The sequence below is a fragment of the Pseudoalteromonas sp. PSi26 genome, from assembly GCF_054960575.1.
The window spans coordinates 78,932-100,210 of sequence record NZ_JBHNYT010000003.1; the positions used below are offsets into that span (position 1 = coordinate 78,932).

Annotated in this window: 22 protein-coding genes and 1 tRNA gene; 16 read left to right on the forward strand and 7 right to left on the reverse strand. The window is 39.6% G+C overall.

Annotation, left to right across the window (positions count from 1 at the left end; all coding sequences use genetic code 11):
• Window positions 1–5: 5 nt before the first annotated feature.
• The 4 genes from secD to ACFI34_RS04185 all read left to right on the forward strand — a co-directional run bounded on the left by secD (window position 6) and on the right by ACFI34_RS04185 (window position 5,565).
• On the forward strand, window positions 6–1,865 hold the full coding sequence (gene secD, locus ACFI34_RS04170) for a protein translocase subunit SecD (RefSeq protein ID WP_006791187.1): 1,860 nt from the start codon (window positions 6–8) through the stop codon (window positions 1,863–1,865).
• Between the two features lie 9 nt (window positions 1,866–1,874).
• A complete protein-coding gene (secF, locus tag ACFI34_RS04175) occupies window positions 1,875–2,828 on the forward strand; it encodes a protein translocase subunit SecF (RefSeq protein WP_006791186.1) in 954 nt (317 codons plus the stop codon).
• A gap of 127 nt (window positions 2,829–2,955) precedes the next feature.
• Entirely contained in the window at window positions 2,956–4,743 is a 1,788-nt protein-coding gene (locus ACFI34_RS04180) for a bifunctional diguanylate cyclase/phosphodiesterase (RefSeq protein ID WP_462672514.1), read from the forward strand.
• A 12-nt stretch (window positions 4,744–4,755) separates the two neighbouring features.
• Entirely contained in the window at window positions 4,756–5,565 is an 810-nt protein-coding gene (locus ACFI34_RS04185) for a substrate-binding periplasmic protein (protein ID WP_462672515.1), read from the forward strand.
• Window positions 5,566–5,625: 60 nt separating this feature from the next.
• Here ACFI34_RS04185 and suhB read toward each other — a convergent pair whose 3' ends face one another.
• Window positions 5,626–6,429, reverse strand: coding sequence for an inositol-1-monophosphatase (gene suhB / locus ACFI34_RS04190; RefSeq protein ID WP_006791183.1), 804 nt, complete (start codon window positions 6,427–6,429; stop codon window positions 5,626–5,628).
• 248 nt (window positions 6,430–6,677) lie between these two features.
• Here suhB and ACFI34_RS04195 point away from each other — a divergent pair, with 248 nt between their 5' ends.
• A complete protein-coding gene (locus ACFI34_RS04195) occupies window positions 6,678–7,094 on the forward strand; it encodes a VOC family protein (RefSeq protein ID WP_462672516.1) in 417 nt (138 codons plus the stop codon).
• A gap of 59 nt (window positions 7,095–7,153) precedes the next feature.
• On the opposite strand, the gene ACFI34_RS04200 is transcribed toward ACFI34_RS04195, so the two are convergent.
• Entirely contained in the window at window positions 7,154–7,810 is a 657-nt protein-coding gene (locus ACFI34_RS04200) for a LiaF domain-containing protein (RefSeq protein ID WP_462672517.1), read from the reverse strand.
• Between the two features lie 319 nt (window positions 7,811–8,129).
• On the opposite strand from ACFI34_RS04200, the gene ACFI34_RS04205 reads away from it, so the two are divergent.
• From ACFI34_RS04205 to ACFI34_RS04220, 4 genes are all read left to right on the forward strand, one after another.
• Window positions 8,130–8,693 carry a BON domain-containing protein gene (locus ACFI34_RS04205; RefSeq protein WP_462672518.1) on the forward strand — a complete coding sequence of 188 codons (564 nt, stop codon included), beginning with the start codon at window positions 8,130–8,132 and terminating at the stop codon, window positions 8,691–8,693.
• A gap of 63 nt (window positions 8,694–8,756) precedes the next feature.
• Entirely contained in the window at window positions 8,757–8,915 is a 159-nt protein-coding gene (locus ACFI34_RS04210) for a YqaE/Pmp3 family membrane protein (protein WP_006791179.1), read from the forward strand.
• A gap of 285 nt (window positions 8,916–9,200) precedes the next feature.
• Window positions 9,201–9,277: transfer RNA gene (locus ACFI34_RS04215), tRNA-Ile, on the forward strand.
• A gap of 187 nt (window positions 9,278–9,464) precedes the next feature.
• On the forward strand, window positions 9,465–10,046 hold the full coding sequence (locus ACFI34_RS04220) for an outer membrane beta-barrel protein (RefSeq protein ID WP_462672519.1): 582 nt from the start codon (window positions 9,465–9,467) through the stop codon (window positions 10,044–10,046).
• A gap of 64 nt (window positions 10,047–10,110) precedes the next feature.
• Here the strand turns inward: ACFI34_RS04220 and ACFI34_RS04225 are convergent, their stop codons facing one another.
• Window positions 10,111–10,926: a DUF4437 domain-containing protein gene (locus ACFI34_RS04225; RefSeq protein WP_462672520.1), complete on the reverse strand. Its 816-nt coding sequence runs from the start codon at window positions 10,924–10,926 to the stop codon at window positions 10,111–10,113.
• A 138-nt stretch (window positions 10,927–11,064) separates the two neighbouring features.
• On the opposite strand from ACFI34_RS04225, the gene ACFI34_RS04230 reads away from it, so the two are divergent.
• The gene (locus ACFI34_RS04230) at window positions 11,065–12,030 is read left to right on the forward strand and encodes a LysR family transcriptional regulator (RefSeq protein WP_462672521.1); all 966 of its coding nucleotides are present in this window, start codon (window positions 11,065–11,067) and stop codon (window positions 12,028–12,030) included.
• Between the two features lie 6 nt (window positions 12,031–12,036).
• Here the strand turns inward: ACFI34_RS04230 and ACFI34_RS04235 are convergent, their stop codons facing one another.
• Entirely contained in the window at window positions 12,037–12,366 is a 330-nt protein-coding gene (locus tag ACFI34_RS04235) for a 5-carboxymethyl-2-hydroxymuconate Delta-isomerase (protein WP_006791175.1), read from the reverse strand.
• 206 nt (window positions 12,367–12,572) lie between these two features.
• Here ACFI34_RS04235 and ACFI34_RS04240 point away from each other — a divergent pair, with 206 nt between their 5' ends.
• The 6 genes from ACFI34_RS04240 (at window position 12,573) to ACFI34_RS04265 (ending at window position 17,584) form a co-directional block, all read left to right on the forward strand.
• Window positions 12,573–13,055 (forward strand): CreA family protein, encoded by a 483-nt coding sequence (locus ACFI34_RS04240; RefSeq protein WP_462672522.1) that lies wholly within the window; start codon window positions 12,573–12,575, stop codon window positions 13,053–13,055.
• A gap of 18 nt (window positions 13,056–13,073) precedes the next feature.
• Complete coding sequence (locus ACFI34_RS04245; protein ID WP_462672523.1) at window positions 13,074–13,847, forward strand: hypothetical protein; 774 nt, start codon at window positions 13,074–13,076, stop codon at window positions 13,845–13,847.
• An 11-nt stretch (window positions 13,848–13,858) separates the two neighbouring features.
• Entirely contained in the window at window positions 13,859–14,485 is a 627-nt protein-coding gene (locus ACFI34_RS04250; protein WP_462672524.1) for a LysE family translocator, read from the forward strand.
• 35 nt (window positions 14,486–14,520) lie between these two features.
• Window positions 14,521–15,012: a gamma-glutamylcyclotransferase family protein gene (locus ACFI34_RS04255; protein ID WP_462672525.1), complete on the forward strand. Its 492-nt coding sequence runs from the start codon at window positions 14,521–14,523 to the stop codon at window positions 15,010–15,012.
• Window positions 15,013–15,025: 13 nt separating this feature from the next.
• Window positions 15,026–16,567 carry a serine hydrolase gene (locus ACFI34_RS04260; protein ID WP_462672526.1) on the forward strand — a complete coding sequence of 514 codons (1,542 nt, stop codon included), beginning with the start codon at window positions 15,026–15,028 and terminating at the stop codon, window positions 16,565–16,567.
• A 99-nt stretch (window positions 16,568–16,666) separates the two neighbouring features.
• On the forward strand, window positions 16,667–17,584 hold the full coding sequence (locus ACFI34_RS04265; protein ID WP_462672527.1) for a histone deacetylase family protein: 918 nt from the start codon (window positions 16,667–16,669) through the stop codon (window positions 17,582–17,584).
• A gap of 15 nt (window positions 17,585–17,599) precedes the next feature.
• On the opposite strand, the gene ACFI34_RS04270 is transcribed toward ACFI34_RS04265, so the two are convergent.
• From ACFI34_RS04270 to ACFI34_RS04280, 3 genes are read right to left on the reverse strand one after another with little or no spacing between them, the layout of a single operon-like run.
• A complete protein-coding gene (locus ACFI34_RS04270) occupies window positions 17,600–17,893 on the reverse strand; it encodes a hypothetical protein (protein WP_462672528.1) in 294 nt (97 codons plus the stop codon).
• A 2-nt stretch (window positions 17,894–17,895) separates the two neighbouring features.
• Window positions 17,896–18,705, reverse strand: a complete 810-nt coding sequence (locus tag ACFI34_RS04275) for a DUF2797 domain-containing protein (protein ID WP_462672529.1) — start codon at window positions 18,703–18,705, stop codon at window positions 17,896–17,898.
• A 23-nt stretch (window positions 18,706–18,728) separates the two neighbouring features.
• Window positions 18,729–21,269: an EAL domain-containing protein gene (locus ACFI34_RS04280; RefSeq protein ID WP_462672530.1), complete on the reverse strand. Its 2,541-nt coding sequence runs from the start codon at window positions 21,267–21,269 to the stop codon at window positions 18,729–18,731.
• Between the last annotated feature and the right edge of the window lie 10 nt (window positions 21,270–21,279).

The window sequence follows — 21,279 nt, forward strand, 5'->3', positions numbered from 1 at the left end:
ACCCCGTGTTAAACAAGTTTCCAGTGTGGAAGTATTTACTTGTTTTAGCTGTGGTTGCCATTGGCCTTTTATATGCCTCTCCAAACTTGTATGGCCGTGACCCGGCTATACAAGTTTCGGGCGCTAAAGGTGCTGATGTTGATCTCAGTGTAGTAGACAAAGTAAACGCAACCCTTAAAAAACATAACGTAGCAGTTAAATCAACCAAGCTTGAAGGCGGTCAAATACTTGTTCGTTTTAAAAATGTTGAAGAGCAATTAAAAGCACAAGATTTACTGCGTGACTCGCTAAGTGACGATTACATTTCAGCCATTAATATGGCGCCGGCTCAACCTCTTTGGTTAAAATCCCTTGGCGGAAATCCAATGAAGTTAGGTCTAGATTTAAGTGGTGGCGTACATTTCACCATGGAAATCGACATGGCAACAGCGGTTGATAACCAGCTTGAGCAAATGGAGCAAGATTTTCGTAGCGATCTACGCGAAGAAAAACTTCGTTATCGCAGCGTTCGTCGCGTGGCTGGCTCTGACCGTATGCGTGTTGAAATGCGTAATGAAGAAGATAAAAATGCTGCAGAGCGCTTTTTAGAATCTCGTTACCCACTTAACGTATACATTGATGACAGCAGTAACGATAATGCATTTTTTGCCACTATGAGTGAGCAAAAACTGAAAGAGATTCGTGACTACGCCATCAAGCAAAACGAAACAATCATCCGTAACCGTATCAACCAAATTGGTGTTGCAGAGCCAAACGTACAGCGCCAAGGTGCTGAACGTATTATTGTGCAATTACCTGGTGTGCAAGATACCGCTCGTGCTAAAGAAATTTTAGGCGCGACAGCAACGCTTGAATTTCGTGAAGTAGACGAAAACGCTGATCCAAGCGCTGCTGCTCAAGGCCGTATCCCTGCAGGCACTGAAATGATCATGAGCCGCGACGGTTACCCTGTGGTACTTAAAAAACGCATTATTCTTGAAGGTAGCCATATCACTGGCGCGCAATCTGGCGCAGATGAATACCAACGCCCACAAGTAAGTATTTCACTCGACAGTAAAGGCGGTTCAAAAATGAATGCCTTTACTAAGCGTGCAATTGGCAAACGCATGGCAACGGTATTTATTGAATACAAACCATCAGGTAAAAAAGACGAAAACGGTAAAGCACTTCCACCTATTAAGGTAGAAGAGGTTATTAACGTGGCAACAATTCAAGCTCGTTTAGACCGCTCTTTTCGTATTACAGGTATTGATAACCCAGCTGAAGCACATAACTTAAGTTTACTGCTTCGCGCAGGTGCACTTGTTGCGCCAATTCAAATTGTTGAAGAGCGTACAGTGGGGCCAAGCTTAGGCCAAGAAAACATTGAAGCAGGTATGACTGCGGTTGCACTTGGTTTTGCGTTTGTACTTGCCTTTATGCTTATTTATTACAAAGGGTTTGGCTTAGTGGCTAACTTAGCGCTTGCGGCAAACTTGGTGCTTATTGTTGGCATAATGTCACTTATTCCGGGTGCTACGTTAACCTTGCCGGGTATTGCAGGTATTGTACTGACAGTTGGTATGGCGGTTGATGCTAACGTACTTATTTTTGAACGTATCCGTGAAGAGCTGGCCGATGGTCGTAGCCCGCAACAAGCCGTTCATTTTGGTTACGATAGCGCATTCAGTACTATATTTGATGCCAATATCACGACGTTAATTGCGGCAGTTATATTGTTTGCAGTGGGCACGGGCCCAATTGCAGGCTTTGCCGTTACATTAGCTATTGGTATTTTAACTTCAATGTTTACAGCCATTGTTGGTACCCGAGCGGTGATCAACTTATTTATTGGTGGTAAACGCATTGATAAACTTTCTATTTAAGGAGCAGACATGCAAATTTTAAGTTTGGGTAGCAGAACCCTTCGTTTCATGTCTCTTCGAAAAGTGGCAATGGGCTTTTCTACGCTATTAATTGTAGCGTCGATAGTATCAATGTTTACGAAGGGCTTAAATTTTGGTCTTGATTTTACCGGCGGCACCGCGGTAGAAGTGGGTTTTTCTCAACCGGCTGATCTTAAAAAAGTGCGTAATGTACTTGGTGAAAATGGCTTTGCTGATGCATCAGTGCAGTTATTTGGTTCGAGCCAAGATATATTAGTGCGCTTAGCTCCACGTGGAAGCGATGTTAAAGCTGAAGTGATTGGTAACCAAGTAATTGATGCCCTGAAAAAAGCGGACGACAGCGTGGTCATGCGTCGTATTGAGTTTGTCGGCCCAAGTGTCGGTGAAGACTTGAAAGAGCAGGGTGGCCTAGCCATGTTAACTGCACTTATATGTATCTTAATTTACGTTGCATTTCGTTTTGAATGGCGTTTTGCTGTGGGTGCTGTAGGCGCACTATTACACGATGTAATTATCACTTTAGGTTTGTTTTCAGTACTGGGTTTAGAGTTTGATTTAACTATATTAGCGGCAATATTGGCGGTAATCGGTTACTCACTCAACGATACTATTGTTGTATCTGACCGTATTCGTGAAAACTTCCGTAAAGTACGCATCGATGATACCGTTGAAATTATTGATATTTCACTTACGCAAACACTTAACCGTACACTTGTTACATCAATCACCACAATTTTGGTATTGATTGCATTGTTTGTATGGGGTGGACAAACCATTCATGGTTTTGCTACTGCATTATTGTTTGGTGTATTTATTGGTACATATTCTTCTGTATATGTTGCAAGCTCGGTTGCACTTGCAATGGGAGTAAGTAAAGAAGATTTAATACCAGAAGTGATAGAAAAAGAAGGTGCAGATCAAGATCCGATGGCAATGCCATAATCTTAAATGCATTAAAAAACCGCTCTATGAGCGGTTTTTTATTGCCTATAACATAGGAGTTTGAAATAAAAATGTCATACAGAATTGATATTTTGTTGCTCTATTTAAAATAATAATTGAGCCAGTAGTGACCCTTCAACGACAAGCCTTAGAGGCTATTTTAGATAGTGGGGAAGTAACCACGTTATTTCAGCCTATTTTAGATATATCTGGTCAGCTCATTCTTGGTTACGAGGCGCTTAGTCGTGGTCCACAAAATAGCCCATTAGAAATGCCCAATAAGCTCTTTAAAGCTGCGCATCAAGAGGGCCTTATTTCTGAGCTAGAGCTACTATGCCGCTCAAAGGCAATAGAAAACTTTGTTAAGCTAAATTTGCAAGGTAAGCTTTTTTTAAATGTGAGCCCAAAAACGCTACTAGACCCTTGCCACCCAAAAGGCGAAACACGCCACCTAACCGAGCAGTTTGGTTTAGCGACTAATCGTGTTGTTATAGAAGTAACAGAGCAAGACAAAGTAGATAACGACGACTTATTACTTAAAACCATTGCGCATTACCGAGAGCTCGGTTTTACCATTGCAATTGATGATTTAGGTGCCGGGTACTCTGGCTTAAAGCAGTGGTCAGCAATGCGTCCCGACTATGTAAAAATAGATCGTTATTTTATCGACCATTGCGATCAGAGTGAGGTTAAAAAGGAGTTTTTAAAATCAATTATTGTTTTAGCTAAAGCAACAAACACATTAGTAATTGCCGAAGGCATAGAGCGCTCTGAGGAACTCGCACTGGTTGAAAGTTTAGGCATTAATAATGTACAAGGTTTTTTATTTGAACGACCGAACTTGCAACCAAGTTGTGATTTTAGCTCTGCTCAAATACAAGCACTTACATTTAAATTATGTGATCAGTTTGACCAGTCAATGGCCATTGGCGCGCTAAGCCAACCACAAAAGGCCATAGCAAGTGATACCCGATGCAAAGACGCTCATTTACTTTTTGAGCAAGACAAAGCCATTATTAGCATACCTGTAATCAATCAACAGGGTCAGCCAGTGGGCCTACTACATAAAGACCAACTTACCGAGGTGTTTGCAGCACCCTACGGTCATGCCCTTTATGATAAGCGCCCTGTTATAGAGTTAATGGACAAACAACCCTTGATTGTTGATGAAGACCAAAAGCTAGATACGGTGAGTAAGCAAATAACTGAGCAAGACTTCGATATTAGGCGCCATATTGTTATTACTAGAGATGGCAGTTATTTAGGGCTTGCGCCACTAAGAGACATTTTAAAACATATAACAGAAGAAAAAATTCGCCACGCACAGCACGCTAATCCGCTAACGATGCTGCCAGGTAATGTCGCAATTAACGAAGCTATAGAGCATAGATTACGTAATAAAAATAAATTTCATCTTGCCTATATTGACCTGAATCACTTTAAACAGTTTAACGATCTTTATGGCTACGCGAGTGGCGACAGTGTTATTAAATTATTGGCTGATGTAACAGTGCAAGCCTGTACAAATAGTGCTAACTTTGTAGGACACATTGGTGGTGACGACTTTATGGTTGTTTTTGACCAAAGCGATGCGGTAAGTATTTGTAATCGTATTATTGAACAGTTTGAACATCGTTCTCGTGCTTTTTTTACGCCCGACCATATAGCCAGTAAAGGTTATTGGGCTACAAATCGTGAAGGTGAAAAGCAGTTTGTACCGTTACTTACCTTATCAATAGGATTAGTTGAACCCGATTTACAGCAGTGTAAAAATAGCCATCAGGTTGCAGCATTAGCAACGGATGCAAAGAAAGAAGCCAAACGATTTCGTCATAGCTATCTTTTTACATGCAAGCGAAGGCGCCCAGCGCCTGCAGTAGTGCGATTAGCAACTAGTAAAAAGGTAATTTACTAATAGGTGATCATGATGTTGCCATTAAAGTGTATCGTATGTGTAGTGAGCTTGTTGATAGGAAGTGCTGTAGCAAGCGAAGTAAATAGTGTAAAAATTCCGAAAGATCAACATGCGCATTTTGCTCGTGATGATTACCTCTATGATATGCTAACCAAGGCATTGATAAGAGCCCAATACCCTGCCGAAATAGAGCTTGTTGCTGTACACCCGCATCAGCAGCGTAACTTAATGTCACTTGATGACGGCTCTCTTGATTTATATTGGAGCATGAGTAGCCCTGAACGAGAGTCATTGGCAATCGCCATTAAAATTCCATTGTTTAAAGGTTATATAGGTAAAAGAGCGCTAGTTACAAATAAAGAAAATTTAGATAAATTTAAAGACATAAAAACGCTTGAGCAATTATCAAAGCTTAGTTCGGTACAGGGGCACGACTGGCCTGATATGCGCATATTGGTTAATAACGGTTTAAACGTGAGGCCATTATCAAACCTAAAAGCCATGTTTTCGCTTACTAGCCAAGGCCGCATAGATTATTTTCCGCGCTCATTTATTGAAGTAAATTCTGAGCTTTTAGAGCCACAGCATAAAAATTTACGTGTTGTGCCTAACTTATATATTAGCTACCCAACAGCGTTGTATTATTTTGTCTCTAAGGATAAGCCCGAATTAGCGAAAGCGGTTGAGCAGGGAATAAAAATAATGCAGCAAAACGGCGAGTTTGATGCGCTATTTTATGAATACTTTGCAACAGATTTAAACTCCCTTCCTTATACAAAAGGGGAAACTACTGAGATTAAATTGGTAAACCCTTACTTTTAAAAAAAAAGGAGCCTAGGCTCCTTTTTTAGTTGTACCAATTATATTGGTAAAAGCAATTTATTAGCGAAGTAACGACTCAGTTAACACTGGACGAATTTCACGAATAATAGCTTGAGTCAGTTTTGGTGCGCCACAGATGATATTGCCACTGTGGTTGTAGTTATTACCACCAGCAAAATCGACAACCATACCACCCGCTTCTTTAACCATAAGCTCGCCTGCAGCAGAGTGCCAAGGTTTTAAGCCAATTTCAAAAAAGCCATCAACACGGCCAGCAGCAACATACGCCATGTCTAATGCAGAACAACCTGCGCGACGAATATCTGCAGTGTGAACAAATAACGCTTTAAACGCTTCAGTGTATGCATCTGTATGTTGTTTATGCTTAAAAGGAAAGCCCGTTGCTAAAACTGTACCAGCAAGAACAGTTGTTTTACTCACGCGTAAACGTTTGCTGTTAAGTTGTGCGCCTTGACCTTTAGATGCAGTGAAAAGCTCACCACGAATCGGATCATAAATAACGGCTTGGTCTAAACGACCTTTAACTTTCAGTGCAATAGAGATTGCGTAATGTGGAATACCTTTGATGAAGTTTGTTGTTCCATCGATAGGATCTACAATCCATTGGTAATCATCATCCTTGCCTTTGTGTTCACCTAGTTCTTCGCCCACAACAGAGTGAGTAGGGTAAGACTGTAAAATAGTGTCACGGATTACGGCTTCGGCTTCTTTATCAATATTAGTTACTAAGTCGTTAGCGCCTTTTTGTTGCACTTCAACTTTTGATAAATCTTCGCCAGCGCGAAGTAAAATTTTGCCTGCGTTACGCGCAGCGCGAACCGCAATGTTTAACATTGGATGCATGGAGTTACCTTTGGGTTGTAAAAGAACGTTTGTATTTTCAGCCGGCGTATTTTAGCGACTTTTGACATAAAGTAAACAATAAACCCTAAATACTTGTGGGTGTTTTTTGTACAGCCTTGAAAGTGTTGCACATTTAATTAAAACAAAAGTGTATTTTTAATGACCCACTAAAAATTTAAAAAAAGCGCTTTACCTAAAGTTAACTTGAGGTTTTATTGTGTGTTTAAATTAACTCACAAGGAAACAGTATGTATTTAGAACACGTAAATTTAGTTGTTAAAAACATTGATACCATGATTCGCTTTTACCAAGCCATTTTTCCCCACTGGGTAATACGAAGTGAAGGGCGGGGTGAATGGTATGGAAAACCAAGGCGTTGGGTCCACTTTGGTGACGACACGCAATACATAGCAATGAGCGATCATGGTGAGGGTGAAAATAGATCGCTTTCAGGGCATCAAGTTGGGTTTGCTCACTTTGCTTACGTGACGGCTAATTTAGATAATACGGTGTCTCGTTTAAATAAAGCGGGTTTTTCAGTTCATAAGCAAGGCAATGAAAACCCATTTAGAAAAAATATCTACTTCAGAGACCCTTCGGGTTTTGAAGTTGAGTTTGTAGAGTATTTGTCCGATGTTCCTGCTGAGCGAAATAATGATCTATAAGCCTGCAATGATAATATGGCTGCTAAAAAGCAGCCATAATAAAGCAAATACAGTTGCACTTATTTACTGCTGACTCCTAGCTGTGACTTTAAATCATTTGCAAAGCTAATAAATTTTTCTTTTATGGTACGTTTTATCTTCACTTCAACCGACCCTAGTATCGCTTTGCCTTCAATATGAATGGTAGGACCTTGGCGCTTATTTAATGTGACTGATTTGTTTTCTAGCGTGCTTAAAATACAAAACATTTTGGACACAACATTAACATGCTCGGGTACGTAAATTTCGTCGCTACCAAAAATACAATTAACATGAATTGTCACGTTTTGATGTGTAAATATAGCGTCGGTGAAATCAAGCACCACAGAGCCCATATAATTATTTAGGTAAATATTTTTAGGCACTACCCATTGTCCGCTTCTCTCGTTTGAGCCCAAAATACTACGAAGTGTAATATCGTCATCGCTATTTTGTTGAGCACTGTAATTAGGCGTAAACTGCGATTGCTTTTCAGCTTTGTATTGCTTGTCGGTATTCAGTGTTAAGTCTTCTACTAACGTAAGCAAAACAGAATTGTCTTTGGCGTCCATTGCTTGGTCTAATCGCCTTTCAAATGCCTCAACCGATATAACGCCATGGCTATAGTTATAAATTAACTGATCAATCACTTGTTCGCGTACTTGCTCTATTGGGCGGTCTTCAACTTTAACTGACATGAGTAATTCCTTATTGTATTTGCTATTAGCTAACTAGTTAGCAAACCGTATACCATAATTAATTTTATTTATAATCAGTGGCTTATTTTTAAAGTGTTGAATTGTTAGTTGTAATATTAACGATACATTAACCAAAATAGCAATAATCTAGTAATTTTCACACTTTGAGAAAGTTTTACTCACTTGCCTGTAAATAGGGGGAATACGTTAAACCTATAAGAGTCTATGGTTCTCGTTAAGTTTATGATTTTTAATGGTAAATAAAGTTGGCTTGATGTTCGCATTAGTTAAAGTGTCTTTAATCAAAAGGAGAAAGATTATGAAAACATTTAACAAATCTATTATCGTCGCGTTAGTTCTTGGTACAACAGCAATGGGTGCACAAGCAAACAGCTGGGAAAACGAAAGTAAAGATGCTTGGATTGATGGCAAGGCAGAAACTGTGCTTCTTATGAACACAGACCTAAACAACTTTGACATAAACACTGATGTAACAAATGGCAAGGTAGTACTTACAGGTAAAGTTGATAGCGAAGTAGAAAAAGAGCTAGCAGAAGAGCTTGTACTTAGTCTAGATGGCGTCATGGATGTTGAAAACAGCCTAACCGTTGTTAAAAACATGAGCGCTAAACATACAGATTCTAAAATGATGGATGATGATAACGACCTAACGGACGCTAAAATCACCACTGTTATTACAACACGTTTCCTATTTGATTCTGAAGTAGGTGGAACCGATATTGATGTAGACACCGATAATGGTGTTGTTACATTAAACGGCTCGGTTGAATCATCAGCGGAGAAGCAGTTGGCAATTGAAATTGCTAAAAATGCTGAAGACGTACGTGATGTGGTAGATAACTTATCTATCGTAGCTGAATAACGTTATACTCAAAGCCCAGCATTGCTGGGCTTTTTGTTTTTAACTGTTTGAAGGAGCTAAATAATGGATATCATTCGCATAATACTGTCTGTTTTGCTACCACCACTGGGTGTTTTTTTACAAGTGGGCTTAGGTATGCATTTTTGGATTAATATTTTATTAACGCTATTGGGTTACTTCCCTGGGTTAATACATGCAATTTATATTATTGCTAAAAAATAATGCGTAGCTGAGCTATGTTTACGCCAGATGTAAGTAAATATCGCTCAGCACATTCTATTAATAAATATTATTTTTAATCATTTTAACTTTATTTTCCTAAAACTCCCCAAATTTACCCATTCAAACTCTTTAAAAGATTACAATTTAAGCAGTTAGCTTATTGATTGTTAAAATAAAGGTTTTTGGTAGTGACAAGCCCTAAAAAAGTTTTTATACTGCAACCCGCTTTAGTCGCTCTGTGGCTAAACGCTTCAAAAATTAACTGCCTTGCAGTTATATAAAGTTGGCCCCTTAGCTCAGTTGGTTAGAGCACACGACTCATAATCGTTAGGTCCCCAGTTCGAGTCTGGGAGGGGCCACCACTTTCCAAGTAGATCCCTATTAAATTTTTACGCACTTAAAATCCAAAGCCCTAAATTATTATCCTTTATTGGTTGATATATTGATTTTTAATTAATCTATTAACTTTCTTATTGCAATCAATAGTATAGGTGTGTATTTTATTGGGTACAACAATATGTTGTTTAAATATATCTAAAAGGAAGTACCATGAAAATGAATAAAGTCGCTCTTTTATTACTGAGCTCAGTTTTTGCCACCCCAGCTGCATTTGCAGAAACACCTAACTTTAATTATGTGTCTGGCGGTTATTTAAATGCAGATCTTGATGGCGATGATTTAAACGGTTGGACGCTTGATGGTAGTAAATTACTAGGCGATAACTTTTTTGTGTCTGGTCAATATAAGACTGTAGGCGACTCAGAAGATGGTTTGGATGTAGATCTAAATTGGTTGAGCGCAGGCGTGGGTTACCGTACTGCAATTAGTGAAAGCACTGACTTTTATGGTTTAGTAACGTACGAAAACATTGAAACTGAAGTATCGTTCAGCGGTACTGATTTGTCGGATGATGAAAATGGCTATGGAATATCTGTTGGTGTTAGATCAATGCTAACTGATAGCATCGAAATTGATGGCCGCTTAGGTTACATTGATATTGCAGATGACAGTGAAACAGCTATTACGTTAGGTGCTCGTTACTATGTGAATACAAATTTCTCTGTAGGTACTAGCTACACCACAATAGATGATTTAGATTATATTAGCTTAACTGCACGTTACAGCTTTTAATCACCAGCAGTTAAATGAGCGCACGTATTAGTGCGCTTTTTAGTTTTTACGTAGCTATAACACGCTAATCTACGTGGTATAAGCCATTGCTGCGAATGTAAATAGTTGCTGGTATATTGCTTTTGTTTTCAAGCGGGTGGATGAACTTACCCGCAGATTCTACAAAGCTACCTGCACTTAAGTTTTGTGAGTTACTTTTTGAGCTGTATTGCACGTTGCCTGCAATTATTACTGCACGAAACTCATTTGCATTTGTGCTAATTTCCCCCTTAAACCCGGCTGGTAGTTTTATCATTGAGCCGTACATTGTCTCGGTGTTTCCCCAAAGGTAGGTTGTTTGTACACCTTTAGCATTAATATTGTTTACGTCGTTTTTGTCTAGCCAAACAAGGTTGTCTTTATGAACGTTTAATGGGCGTTCACCATTATTAAACTGTTTGTTTGTTGGTTTTACTAAATAAGGGCCTGAGTCTATTTCTAGGTAAATTAGATTTGTAGTGCCATTTGCTGCAGTAGTATGGTTTTCACCGGCAGGTTGTGTCCAAAATGATCCCGCAGGCATCCACATTTTTTCAGCTGTGGGGTCGTCATTGTGCATTTGGCCTTTAATTACGATACCTCGGTAAGTAATGTTATGAATATGCGGCGGGGACTCAAACCCTTTTTTAAAGCGTACTAGCATACCTGTTGCGGTATCTGCGGTACGATCGCCCCATAAATCGGCTGCACCGGGACTTTGCTCGCCTCTTAATGGGTTTAAGTAGCCCCATTTTACTTTGTTGGCAGGTATTACTTTTGATACGTTTTCGTCTGCAAAAGTAGGTACAGATATAAGCGAAGTTGTGAGCATGAAAGCTGATAAAACAATTTTACATTTCATAAATAGTTTCCTTTGCGTTGATATACTGACACAATAGCGAGTGTTTTTCATTCGATAAACAGGCCAATGTTTAATACACTTTCGTTAAAACGTGGATAATAGTTTTATTAACCTGTTAAATTTTATGAAAAGGCACGTATGAAAATTGCAGATTTACGCGTATTGCTAAAAGTTGCACAGCTTCAGTCAATAACAGCGGCAGCGCATCAATTAGATATGAGCTCGTCGGCAGCCAGCGTCTCTATTAAACGAATAGAGCAAGCTCTTGGTACACAGCTATTTGTTCGCACTACTAGAAAGATAAGACTGACCGCTGAAGGTGAGCGTTACTTACCCTTATGCGAACAGGCGCTTGGGCTACTAATGCAAGGGCAAGCGGCTATTAATGAAAAGCAGGAGTGTATTACAGGCGAAGTGCGAATGGCGGTGTCGTCTGAAATGGGACGTAATTTAATGCGTGTTTTACTTAATGAGCTTATGGATATTCATAGTTCTATAACTTTGAGATTGCATGCAAGTGATAGCCGTGCTGATTTTTATCGTGATGGAATTGATGTTGCATTAAGAGCGATGAAAAAAGGTGTAGCTGAGGAGCTTAATTTATATGGATTTAAAATTTGTAATATTCCACACGTGGTGTGCGCTTCACCTAGTTACCTAAAACTGAATGGCGAGCCGTTAGTGCCGAACGATTTGAGCGAGCACAACGCATTACTCTACAAACTTTACGAAGTAGTGCACGCTGATTGGGAGTTTTATGATAATACACAGCAATACAAAGTTAAAATGAACAGTGATAGAGCTGTAAACGATGGTGATATTGTAAGGCGCTGGTGTATTGATGGTGCCGGGATCGCTAAAAAGTCAGCCATTGATGTAGCAGATGATTTGCTTAGCGGTAAGCTCAAACGAATAATACCCGATTATAAAATACCCTTAACAGAAATGTGGTTAGTGCTTCCGAGCCGGCAGTTTATTTCGCCTGCAATAAGGCTGATACGTGATGAGTTAAAAAGTAAAATAATGGCGCTTAGGGCATCGCTATTGGCAAAGCATATTTTGACTGAAGACGAGTGGCCTTGTGACGATGAGTACAAGGCCTGAATTGTGTTAATTTTTACGATATATCTCGTGGTCCATGTCGTAAATATTAACGCTTAAACTGTCAGACTCCCTGCAATAGGTTTTTAAACACGCAAGTAGGTGCTCACTCAGAGTTTGCTTTTGCTCTACTGTTCGCCCTGCCATAATGTGTGCTTGCACATGTATAAACCCTTCTTTACCCACACCCAATTGATACTGCTGATATGCAACTGCGCGAGTTTTTATAGTTTCTAAATCAAATAAACCGCTTTCGAATGTGCATTTATGGATTTTTTCTACCAGTACTTGAGGTAATACAGGGAGGTCTTCTGAGTGCTCAATAATAATGTGCGGCATGCGGGTGGTTCCTGTTGGTTACTGCATTAAGCGTGTCGTTAATTGTAACAAATACACGACGGCTCGCTAAACCCCATACGGCTAAAATGTTTGTTTTAAACTAATTTAGTTGTGCTGATTTTTGATGTTAGTATAAAAACACACAGGTGAACCCAAGCTTATTAAAATAGGCGTGTAAAAAAACCTAGCTTAAATTAAGGATGAGTATGAAATTTCAGCAAAAAATTAAACGTTTAGCCCTGCTAATGGGCGCAGTAATTACGTTAAGTGCCTGCTCTGATGATGTGGCGTCGGTGAGCTTAGGTTTGTTTACTACAAAAGATGTGGTGGTGAACTCGCAGCAAGATCCGATTATTAAAGGCGTAACGTGTCACATTAGTCATGTTGAGGCCGACTTAGACTTTTCTGATCCGTCAGACATGTCGATTGCGTGTCGTCAAACTGGGCCTATCACCGCGGAGCAATTACAAGAAATTGATCGTAGTAAGTCTGGTGAGGTGGTGTTTAAGTCATCAAAGAGCATTTTATTTAAATCGTTAAAAGTGCGTCGAATATACGATGCAAAAACGCGCACATTATTATATTTGTCGTATTCAACAAAAGAGTCGAGCGGCAGTCATCACCATGCATTATCTACTGTGCCTTTATATAACACTAAAGCATGGCAGTGGGCACAAGAGCAAGAATAATTAAATTAAGAGTACACTATGTTAGCGTTATTTAAATCAACGCCTTTGTTAGAGCAACAAGAGCAGCAATGGCTTATTGATACTTTTATTTGGGCTGTAGAAAATTTTGATGCTGAGTTTTTTACGAAACATACGCAAATAATATTGCCTACAGGGCAATATTTTCCTGATTCGGTATCAAGTATTGAGCAAATGGCCACCAGCGTATTTAAGCGAGTAACTATGTATGCGGGAATGAATGCATGGCCAATTCAATTAGTTGCGCCTCAGCAATTACAGCCACAAGTGTTTCCTCGTTTTGAGTTTAGTAGTGTAATACGTGGTGAGCGCTGTGAGTTAATTGTGCCGCCGAGCCATGCTATTAATATTTCGTTTAATCCTAATCAAATAAATCAGCCGCAAGATTTAGTAGCCAGTTTTGCCGGAACACTGGCTACTATTATGATTCATCATGTTGGTGTATTGCCTCCAGGGGGGAAGGACTTTTTACCCCAAGCTGCTGATGCGCTTGCCTGTTTTTTAGGTTTTGGTGTCATGATGAGCAATACGGTGTATCAGTTTAAAGGCGGGTGCGGCTCATGTTACAACCCGTACGCTAACCGTGAAGCACAATTGAGCGAAACACATACGGTATTTATGCATGCTTTGGTTTGCTACTTCAAAAAAGACAACGTATCTAAAAAACATTTAAAGCCCCATTTACGAAGCCAATTCAAAAAAGCGCAAAAAGAAATTAAAGCGCTGGTGAGTGAATCGGCAAACCCGTTATTACTGGCGTATGCACCTAACTAGCAGGGATAAGTTTGGATTATTTAGATGAATTTTTATTAATTGTTATTGCTCACTTTTTTGCAGTAGCAAGCCCAGGCCCTGACTTTGCGGTTGTGCTTAAGCAAAGTGTGCAACAAGGCAGGCGAAACGCATTGTGGACAAGTGCAGGCGTTGGCGGCGCTATTTTGTTGCATATCGCTTATTGTGTAATGGGTGTGGCACTTATTTTGTCTCAATCGCCTAGTTTGTTTATGACACTTAAATATGTAGCAGGCGCTTATTTGGCTTATCTTGGAATACAAGCACTAAGAGCAGCTAAGCCGGGCGCATCATCAACCAATAATATTGATAACCAAACAGCTCCAGAGGAGTCTGTTTTGGTTGCTTTTAGACGTGGTTTTTTCACTAACGCACTGAACCCAAAAGCCACACTCTTTTTTATGTCGTTATTTACCTTGGTAATAAGTCAAACAACGCCAGTGAGTGTGCAAATTGGTTATGGTATTTATATGGCGCTTGCAACATGGGCGTGGTTCTCTGCGCTTTCGTTGGTACTTTCTAAAGCCTGCGTGCGTGATTTTTTTCAGCAACGCGGCTACTGGTTTGACCGAGGTATTGGCGTTGTTTTAATTGCGTTGGCTGTACGTGTTGTTATTTAACTTGTTCAATGTATGTAATACAAGCAGGAGTAAACATGCCTTTATATAATTTTTCGTTTGGATCTAACATGTCGTCTAATCGTTTGTTGGCACGTTTGCCAAACGCAAAGCGTGTGGGCACAGCAATCCTTAAAGGTTATGAGCTAACCTTTGATATGCTTTTTTCTGATGGTTCGGGTAAATGCAGTATTCAAAAAACTGATATAGCAGATGCCTTAGTATACGGTGTGGTCTATGAGGTTAACACTGACGAAAAACTCACTTTAGATGCGATAGAAGGCCCAGGTTACGACTGTGTAGATATAACGGTTGAGCTGTTAAATGGGCAAACAATTGATACCCATTGTTATATTGCAAATACACACGACGAGGACGTTTTACCCTACGATTGGTACGTTAAACATGTTCATCGCGGAGCACTTGAAGCGGGCGTACCAAAGTCTTACAGTGATGCAATACTTAATCGCCCACAAAAGAGCGATCCTAATAAAGAACGCGCAGCAATTGAATTTGCAGTGCATCAATAATAAAAGGACTAACATGAAACTGACTAATTTAGCGGCTTTTACACTACTGGCCAGTGCTACTTTTAATACTTGGGCACAGGTTGATACCAACAAAATAGAAGACGTCATTAAAACCTCTATGGCGCGCTTTGATGTGCCAGGTATGGCCGTTGCTATTGTTGAAAATGACGAGGTTGTACTCGCTAAAGGGTTTGGCATCGCAAACCTAAATACAAAGGCTGAAGTAAATAAAGATACGTTATTTGGTATTGCATCAAATACAAAGGCATTTACCAGCGCCGCGTTAGCTAAATTAGTCGATGAGGGGAAATTACGCTGGGATGACCGCGTAATCGACCATTTACCCGAATTTAGATTATACGACTCATATGTAACCCGGGAAATGCGAGTGCGCGATTTACTAAGCCACCGTAGTGGTTTAGGCCTTGGGCAAGGCGACTTAATGATTTGGCCAAGCACAGATAAATCAGTCGCTGATATTCTATCGGGGTTAAAATACTTAAAACCAGCCAGCAGTTTTCGTAGTAAATACGCTTATAACAACCTGATGTTTGTAACAGCAGGTGAAGTTGTAGCGCGTGTATCTGGCATAAGCTGGAACGATTACGTTGAAAAACATATTTTACAGCCGCTAAAAATGACCAATTCACGCGCAGGTTTTTCGCGTATTCCAAAAAATAATAAAAACTGGGCAATAGGGCATATTCCAATGGAGGGAAGCTTACACCCATTTTTTGTTAATTACCTTGAAGACTTTAGAGGTGCAGGTGCTATTGCATCGAGTGTAGAGGATATGAGCCAATGGCTACGCACTCAATTGACTGGCGGCAAAATGCCTAATGGCGATCAATTGTTTAGTGAAAAACAACAAGCGCAAATGTGGCATCCGCACATTACCTCTATGGCATCTAAAAGTGCCTTTGAGGCATACCATCAACAATTTAGAGGTTATGGTTTAGGTTGGAGTATAGAGGACTACCACGGCTTTAAAAAGCTAGGTCATGGTGGCGGTATTTTAGGGATGGTGTCGCAAGTTACGTTACTACCAGAAAAAAAACTCGGTATTGTTATTTTGTCTAATCAGCAAGCATTTAGTGCTTTAAGTGCTGTTACGCACGAAGTACTTGAGGATGTGCTCAATCTAGAGGACAAAGATTGGGTTGAAGATTTAGCCAAAAAGCATTTTGAGGGTAAGCAAAAAGCGTACGCAAACGCGACACCACCAACCCCTGCGGATTATCAGCCACAGCTACCTAGTATAAATTACACTGGTACATTACACGATGATTGGTATGGCGACGTTATTATTGAAGAGCTTGATGGTAAATTACGAATTGATTTTACGCACACAAAACGCTTAAAAGGGGAGCTTGAGCACTATACAGGCAATACGTTTATTGTTAGGTGGGACGAAAAGTTGCTCGAAGCCGATGCGTTTATTAGTTTTGAAATGAGTACAGCTAACCGTGTTAATAGCGCCAACATGCGTGCAGTTTCAACAGCCGTGACCGACTTTAGTTTTGACTTTAGAAATTTAAATTTAAAAACTAAATGATTAACGCTCAAGTTATATAGCTATACACCAAAGTCGCAAAGCCACCATCGGGTGGCTTTGTTATAATAATTTTTCACTTATTTGGTTTTTGGAGTTTTTATGCGTACTGCAGTTATCTCACATCCACATTGCCGTAAACATAAAATGATAGACGACCACCCTGAGTGCCCAGAACGTTTAGATGCGATAACTGACCGCTTGCTTGCCAGTGGTGTAGATGTGGGGTTAAAGCATTTACAAGCGCCTAAAGCTCATCGAGAGCATTATTTACTAGCGCACGATGAGGCGCTGGTTAATTTGGTTGAGCGCTTAATTCCTCAAGAGGGGTTAAATAGCCTTGATGGCGATACATGGCTTTGCCCTGACTCATTTAAAGCAATTGAACGCGCGGTGGGAGCCGGGCTGTTAGCTGTAGATGAAATACTAGCAAATAAGCTAGATGCGGCTTTTTGCTCTGTGCGCCCGCCAGGGCATCATGCCAATAAGCAGTCTTCATCAGGGTTTTGCGTATTTAATAACTTAGCGATTGCTGTTAAGTATGCACAAAGCAAAGGCATCAAACGTATTGCGATTGCTGATTTTGATGTGCACCATGGCAATGGAACCCAAGACATTTTTATTGATGATGAAAGGGTGCTGCTTTGCTCGTTATTTCAATACCCGTTTTACCCAAATACAGCGGTTAAAAATAATAGCCATATTGTTAATTCGCCTTTACCTATTGCAAGTAATGGGGACGATTTAAAAGAGGTATTCAATACCCAATGGTTACCAAAATTAAAGGACTTTAAGCCTGAGCTGCTATTTATAAGTGCAGGTTTTGACGCACATGTAGAAGATGACATGGCAAGCCTGAATCTTGTGGAAGACGATTACATTTGGCTCACTGAGCAGCTATGCAAAGTAACAAAAGAAAGTGGCTGTAAGGGAATTATATCGTATTTGGAAGGGGGCTATGCGCTATCAGCATTGGGTAGAAGTGCAGTAGCGCATATTAAAGTGCTTAGCGAGCAATAGTTATTAAAAGTATGTTTAAAGCCCGAGTAAATCAAATGCCTGTGAAGTACTTAGCGTTTTAATTTTACCTAGGCAACAATGCCCTTCATTTAATAGGTAAGCAGTAACAAGGTGTGCTAGCTGCTCTTCGTTTAAGGCTGAGCAAGATTGGCCTTGTAGGTTAAGGTATTCACCTTGTTTATTAAGTACTCTCACATTAGTTAGTTCACTTGATGCAACACCGTGTAAGCACTCATTTTGCTCTTGCTGGTTGTGTGCTATTTCAAGCTCATTATAAATAACCATTAACTGTGGAAAGCTGTTTAACATGGTTAGCCTACGGTTACTTCGTATGAAGTAAATTTACGTATATTAATAACGCCGTTATCAAATATTAAATATTGGCCTTTAATACCTTGTAAAATACCGCTTACAACGGGATTTTTATCAAAGTTAAATGAGCTGATTTTGGTTGGGTATTCAGTGACTGGAAAGTTTAAATCAACCACGTCTTCATCAAGTTGCTCTATGGCTGTTGCGCCAAATAGCTCACTAAGCTCGTTTAATTTTTCGCTAATTTGCGGAATAAGTTCAGCAGCAGCGGCTTTGAGATCTATAGTTTCGTTTTGACCTTTTAACATATTACGCCAATTAGTTTTATCAGCAATAAACTCGGCTAATGCAACTTCCACCAAGCCCGACTGCAAGCGTGTTTGCACTTTAAATATAGGTAAAGCCTGAGTGGCGCCTTGATCAACCCAACGCGTAGGAATTTGTGTATGGCGTGTGATACCCACCTTCAAGCCTGAGGTATTAGCTAAATACACGTAATGTGGGATCATGCAATTTTCTTCGCCCCACTGTGGCTCTCTGCATGTGCCTTGGTCGTAGTGGCAAGTTTCTGGTTTCATGATGCACATATCGCAGCTAGCCAGCTTACGCATACAAACAAAACAATGCCCTTGAGAATAACTTTTTTTGGTTTTTTTACCGCAGTTAGCGCATAAAATAGTGCCGCTAAAAGTAAGCGTTAGCTGTTTACCTATAAAGGCATTTAAATCAACTAGCTCATCACCAACGGGAAGATGATATTGAACGGGTTCTGTTAAGCTCGATTTTAATTTACGCAGTGTGCCTTGCATCTTCACATAGCCCCTAAAGATGTTTAAAAAGAAGAGTCTAACATTTTTAAACTGTATTGGCTTTTTAAGAAGTTAATGTACTCAGGATAAGGTAATGCTTTAGCGTATAAATAGCCTTGTGCGCGGTCTGCATTCATTTGTTTTAATAGCTGGTGGATCTCTTGAGTTTCAACACCTTCTACAGTAATTGACAAGTTAAGCTGGTGCGCCATATCAATAGATGTTTGCACTATGACTTGGTGAGCGGGGTTATTTACTATATCAAAAACGAATGACTTGTCTATTTTAAGCTCGCTAAAGTGGTAGTTAACAAGGTAGCTCAGTGATGCGTAACCTGTGCCAAAGTCATCGAGTACAACTTTTATGCCCAATGCTGATAATTCATCAACTAATTTAATAAGCACGTTTTGGCTTTCTACAAAAGCAGATTCAGTTAATTCAAACTTAAGTAAATGAGCGGGTACTTGATGCTTAATTAATATATTTTCTATTTTTTCAGCTAAGTTATTAATCGCTAAGTTTTTAGCACTTAAGTTAACACTAATCGTGTGCTCTTTATGGCCGCTGTTAACTAGCTCTACAATGTCTTTACAAGCTTGTTCAATAACCCATAAGGTGAGCTCGTTAATTATGCCTGTATGTTCAGCCAAAGTTATAAGCTCTTCAATCGAAATATTATTATAGCTTGGCTCAGGCCAGCGAAGAAGTGCTTCAGCTCCTGTGACTTGATTATTGACTAAATTTATTTGTGGCTGGTAATACAGGGCAAGTTGGTTTGTTTTAATCGCTTTTTGCAAATGAGCTGCCAAACTAACATCCATTATTATGTTGTTATTAACTGCAGACGACGCAACGCGATCTGCACGCCCTTTTGCATCTTTTAAAGCTAAATAACCGCGCTTTAACCAGTATTCAAAATCATTACTTTGGTTTGCACTACTAATGCCAATTGTATAATTGAGCTGCAGGCTTAAACCTTTAATTTCATATTGCTTAGGAAGGTTACTAATTACTTTTGCTAGCACCGTTTTGAGTATATCTGAGTTTTGAGTTTTAGTTGAAATACAAGCAAATACACCACTGTTTAAATCAGCCAACCGAGGACTATTATTTAAATCGGTTTCAAGGTTTGCAAACTCTCTTTCATGCATTAATTCATTTTCTAGTCGCTCAGCAATATGCTTTATGAGTGTATAACCTTGGGTTGATGTAATGATGGTATTAAGCGAATTAAAATGACATATTTTAATTAGGCACAAAGTGGTAGAGCGGTTTTGGCTTTGCAGTGCCATAAATGCTTGTTTGAGCTTAGAGCTATTGAGCAACTTAGTTTGCTGAGTGTGGGTAGCATGATATAAAGCACGCTCTCGTTGATAGCGTACGCGGTCTGCCAACGCCATAGCCATTAATACAATTTCACATAAAATTGCCACCAAAAAGGCATGGCGAGAGGTAAAACTGTAATCAATAACGCCTGTGAGCTCTAGTGGTTGGATTAATGCACCTAAAATGAGTGGTACCCACGAAAAAACGTAAAATTTAGCCCATCTAAAACCACTACGCAGCTTTTTATAAATTAATATAAAACATGCAACATATAGTAGCGCTAATACGCAAAAGAAAAGTGGCGCAGCGATGTTTTCAGGAATAAAAAAGCTAGCTATACCCAAAACAAACATAAGAGAAAGCAGAGCTTTGCTCATTGCGTATCGCCAGCACTTATCTTTATGGTAGCGCAAAAACATAGTACAAAAGGCGAGAGTAAAAAACGAAACAGCGTAATTACTCACAATGACTTTGTGATGAAAAAATAGTTGCCACTCTAAAGGCCAAAGGTAAAACCCAAATCCAAGCACAATACCCATTAGTATTAGTGCGCTAATTATGTAACCAATATAAACAAGGTAAACACGGTCTTTTATGCCAAAATATAGTACTAGGTTGTACAGTGCGGCCATGAGTAATACGCCAGCAAATATTCCCCAAATACCTGTTTGAGAGCGCATAAGATCTACAAATTCTTTATCGCGGTATAAATTGATAGGTGTTTTGCTAATGCCTACCGTATCTATTTTTATAACGAGGCGCTGAGTTGATTTTTGCTCCATTAAAAAGTTGATGTGTGGCACGCTGTACTGAAACAAAGTCAATTTTTCTTCTCTATCGCCTAATTTATATGTTTGTAGTATGTGGTTGTTTTTATCTAAGCGATAAATTGTGAGGTGATCGGCCATTGGGTTGTCAAAGTGAGCCACTACCTTTTGACTTTTTTGGCTTTTGTTTTCTAAATTAAGAAACAACCAATAATTTTGTTGAGTAAAGCTCCAAGGAATTTCTGAAAAAGGGGCATGGGTGAGTAAATTCGGTTGCTTAATAATTGTATCGAATGTTTTGCTTTTGGTTTCATCAATGTAGTAGGCGTGATCGAGGTACATTGGTGATGTTTTATCAATTGTGTAACGAGTAGGCACTACTAGGTTTGAAGCCAATGTATTGATAATAAAAAATATAAATATCAAAATGGCAACAGCTAGTGAATGGTAGCGTAAAGTTCTAAGTTCCAATGTATGCTTA

Excerpts from the sequence above, each read along its gene's own strand:
- secF (WP_006791186.1), top strand. The coding sequence starts at position 1,875 with ATGCAAATTTTAAGTTTGGGTAGCAGAACCCTTCGTTTCATGTCTCTT.
- ACFI34_RS04185 (WP_462672515.1), top strand. The coding sequence starts at position 4,756 with ATGTTGCCATTAAAGTGTATCGTATGTGTAGTGAGCTTGTTGATAGGA.
- suhB (WP_006791183.1), bottom strand. The coding sequence starts at position 6,429 with ATGCATCCAATGTTAAACATTGCGGTTCGCGCTGCGCGTAACGCAGGC.
- ACFI34_RS04195 (WP_462672516.1), top strand. The coding sequence starts at position 6,678 with ATGTATTTAGAACACGTAAATTTAGTTGTTAAAAACATTGATACCATG.
- ACFI34_RS04200 (WP_462672517.1), bottom strand. The coding sequence starts at position 7,810 with ATGTCAGTTAAAGTTGAAGACCGCCCAATAGAGCAAGTACGCGAACAA.
- ACFI34_RS04205 (WP_462672518.1), top strand. The coding sequence starts at position 8,130 with ATGAAAACATTTAACAAATCTATTATCGTCGCGTTAGTTCTTGGTACA.
- ACFI34_RS04210 (WP_006791179.1), top strand. The coding sequence starts at position 8,757 with ATGGATATCATTCGCATAATACTGTCTGTTTTGCTACCACCACTGGGT.
- ACFI34_RS04220 (WP_462672519.1), top strand. The coding sequence starts at position 9,465 with ATGAAAATGAATAAAGTCGCTCTTTTATTACTGAGCTCAGTTTTTGCC.
- ACFI34_RS04225 (WP_462672520.1), bottom strand. The coding sequence starts at position 10,926 with ATGAAATGTAAAATTGTTTTATCAGCTTTCATGCTCACAACTTCGCTT.
- ACFI34_RS04230 (WP_462672521.1), top strand. The coding sequence starts at position 11,065 with ATGAAAATTGCAGATTTACGCGTATTGCTAAAAGTTGCACAGCTTCAG.
- ACFI34_RS04235 (WP_006791175.1), bottom strand. The coding sequence starts at position 12,366 with ATGCCGCACATTATTATTGAGCACTCAGAAGACCTCCCTGTATTACCT.
- ACFI34_RS04240 (WP_462672522.1), top strand. The coding sequence starts at position 12,573 with ATGAAATTTCAGCAAAAAATTAAACGTTTAGCCCTGCTAATGGGCGCA.
- ACFI34_RS04245 (WP_462672523.1), top strand. The coding sequence starts at position 13,074 with ATGTTAGCGTTATTTAAATCAACGCCTTTGTTAGAGCAACAAGAGCAG.
- ACFI34_RS04255 (WP_462672525.1), top strand. The coding sequence starts at position 14,521 with ATGCCTTTATATAATTTTTCGTTTGGATCTAACATGTCGTCTAATCGT.
- ACFI34_RS04260 (WP_462672526.1), top strand. The coding sequence starts at position 15,026 with ATGAAACTGACTAATTTAGCGGCTTTTACACTACTGGCCAGTGCTACT.
- ACFI34_RS04265 (WP_462672527.1), top strand. The coding sequence starts at position 16,667 with ATGCGTACTGCAGTTATCTCACATCCACATTGCCGTAAACATAAAATG.
- ACFI34_RS04270 (WP_462672528.1), bottom strand. The coding sequence starts at position 17,893 with ATGTTAAACAGCTTTCCACAGTTAATGGTTATTTATAATGAGCTTGAA.
- ACFI34_RS04275 (WP_462672529.1), bottom strand. The coding sequence starts at position 18,705 with ATGCAAGGCACACTGCGTAAATTAAAATCGAGCTTAACAGAACCCGTT.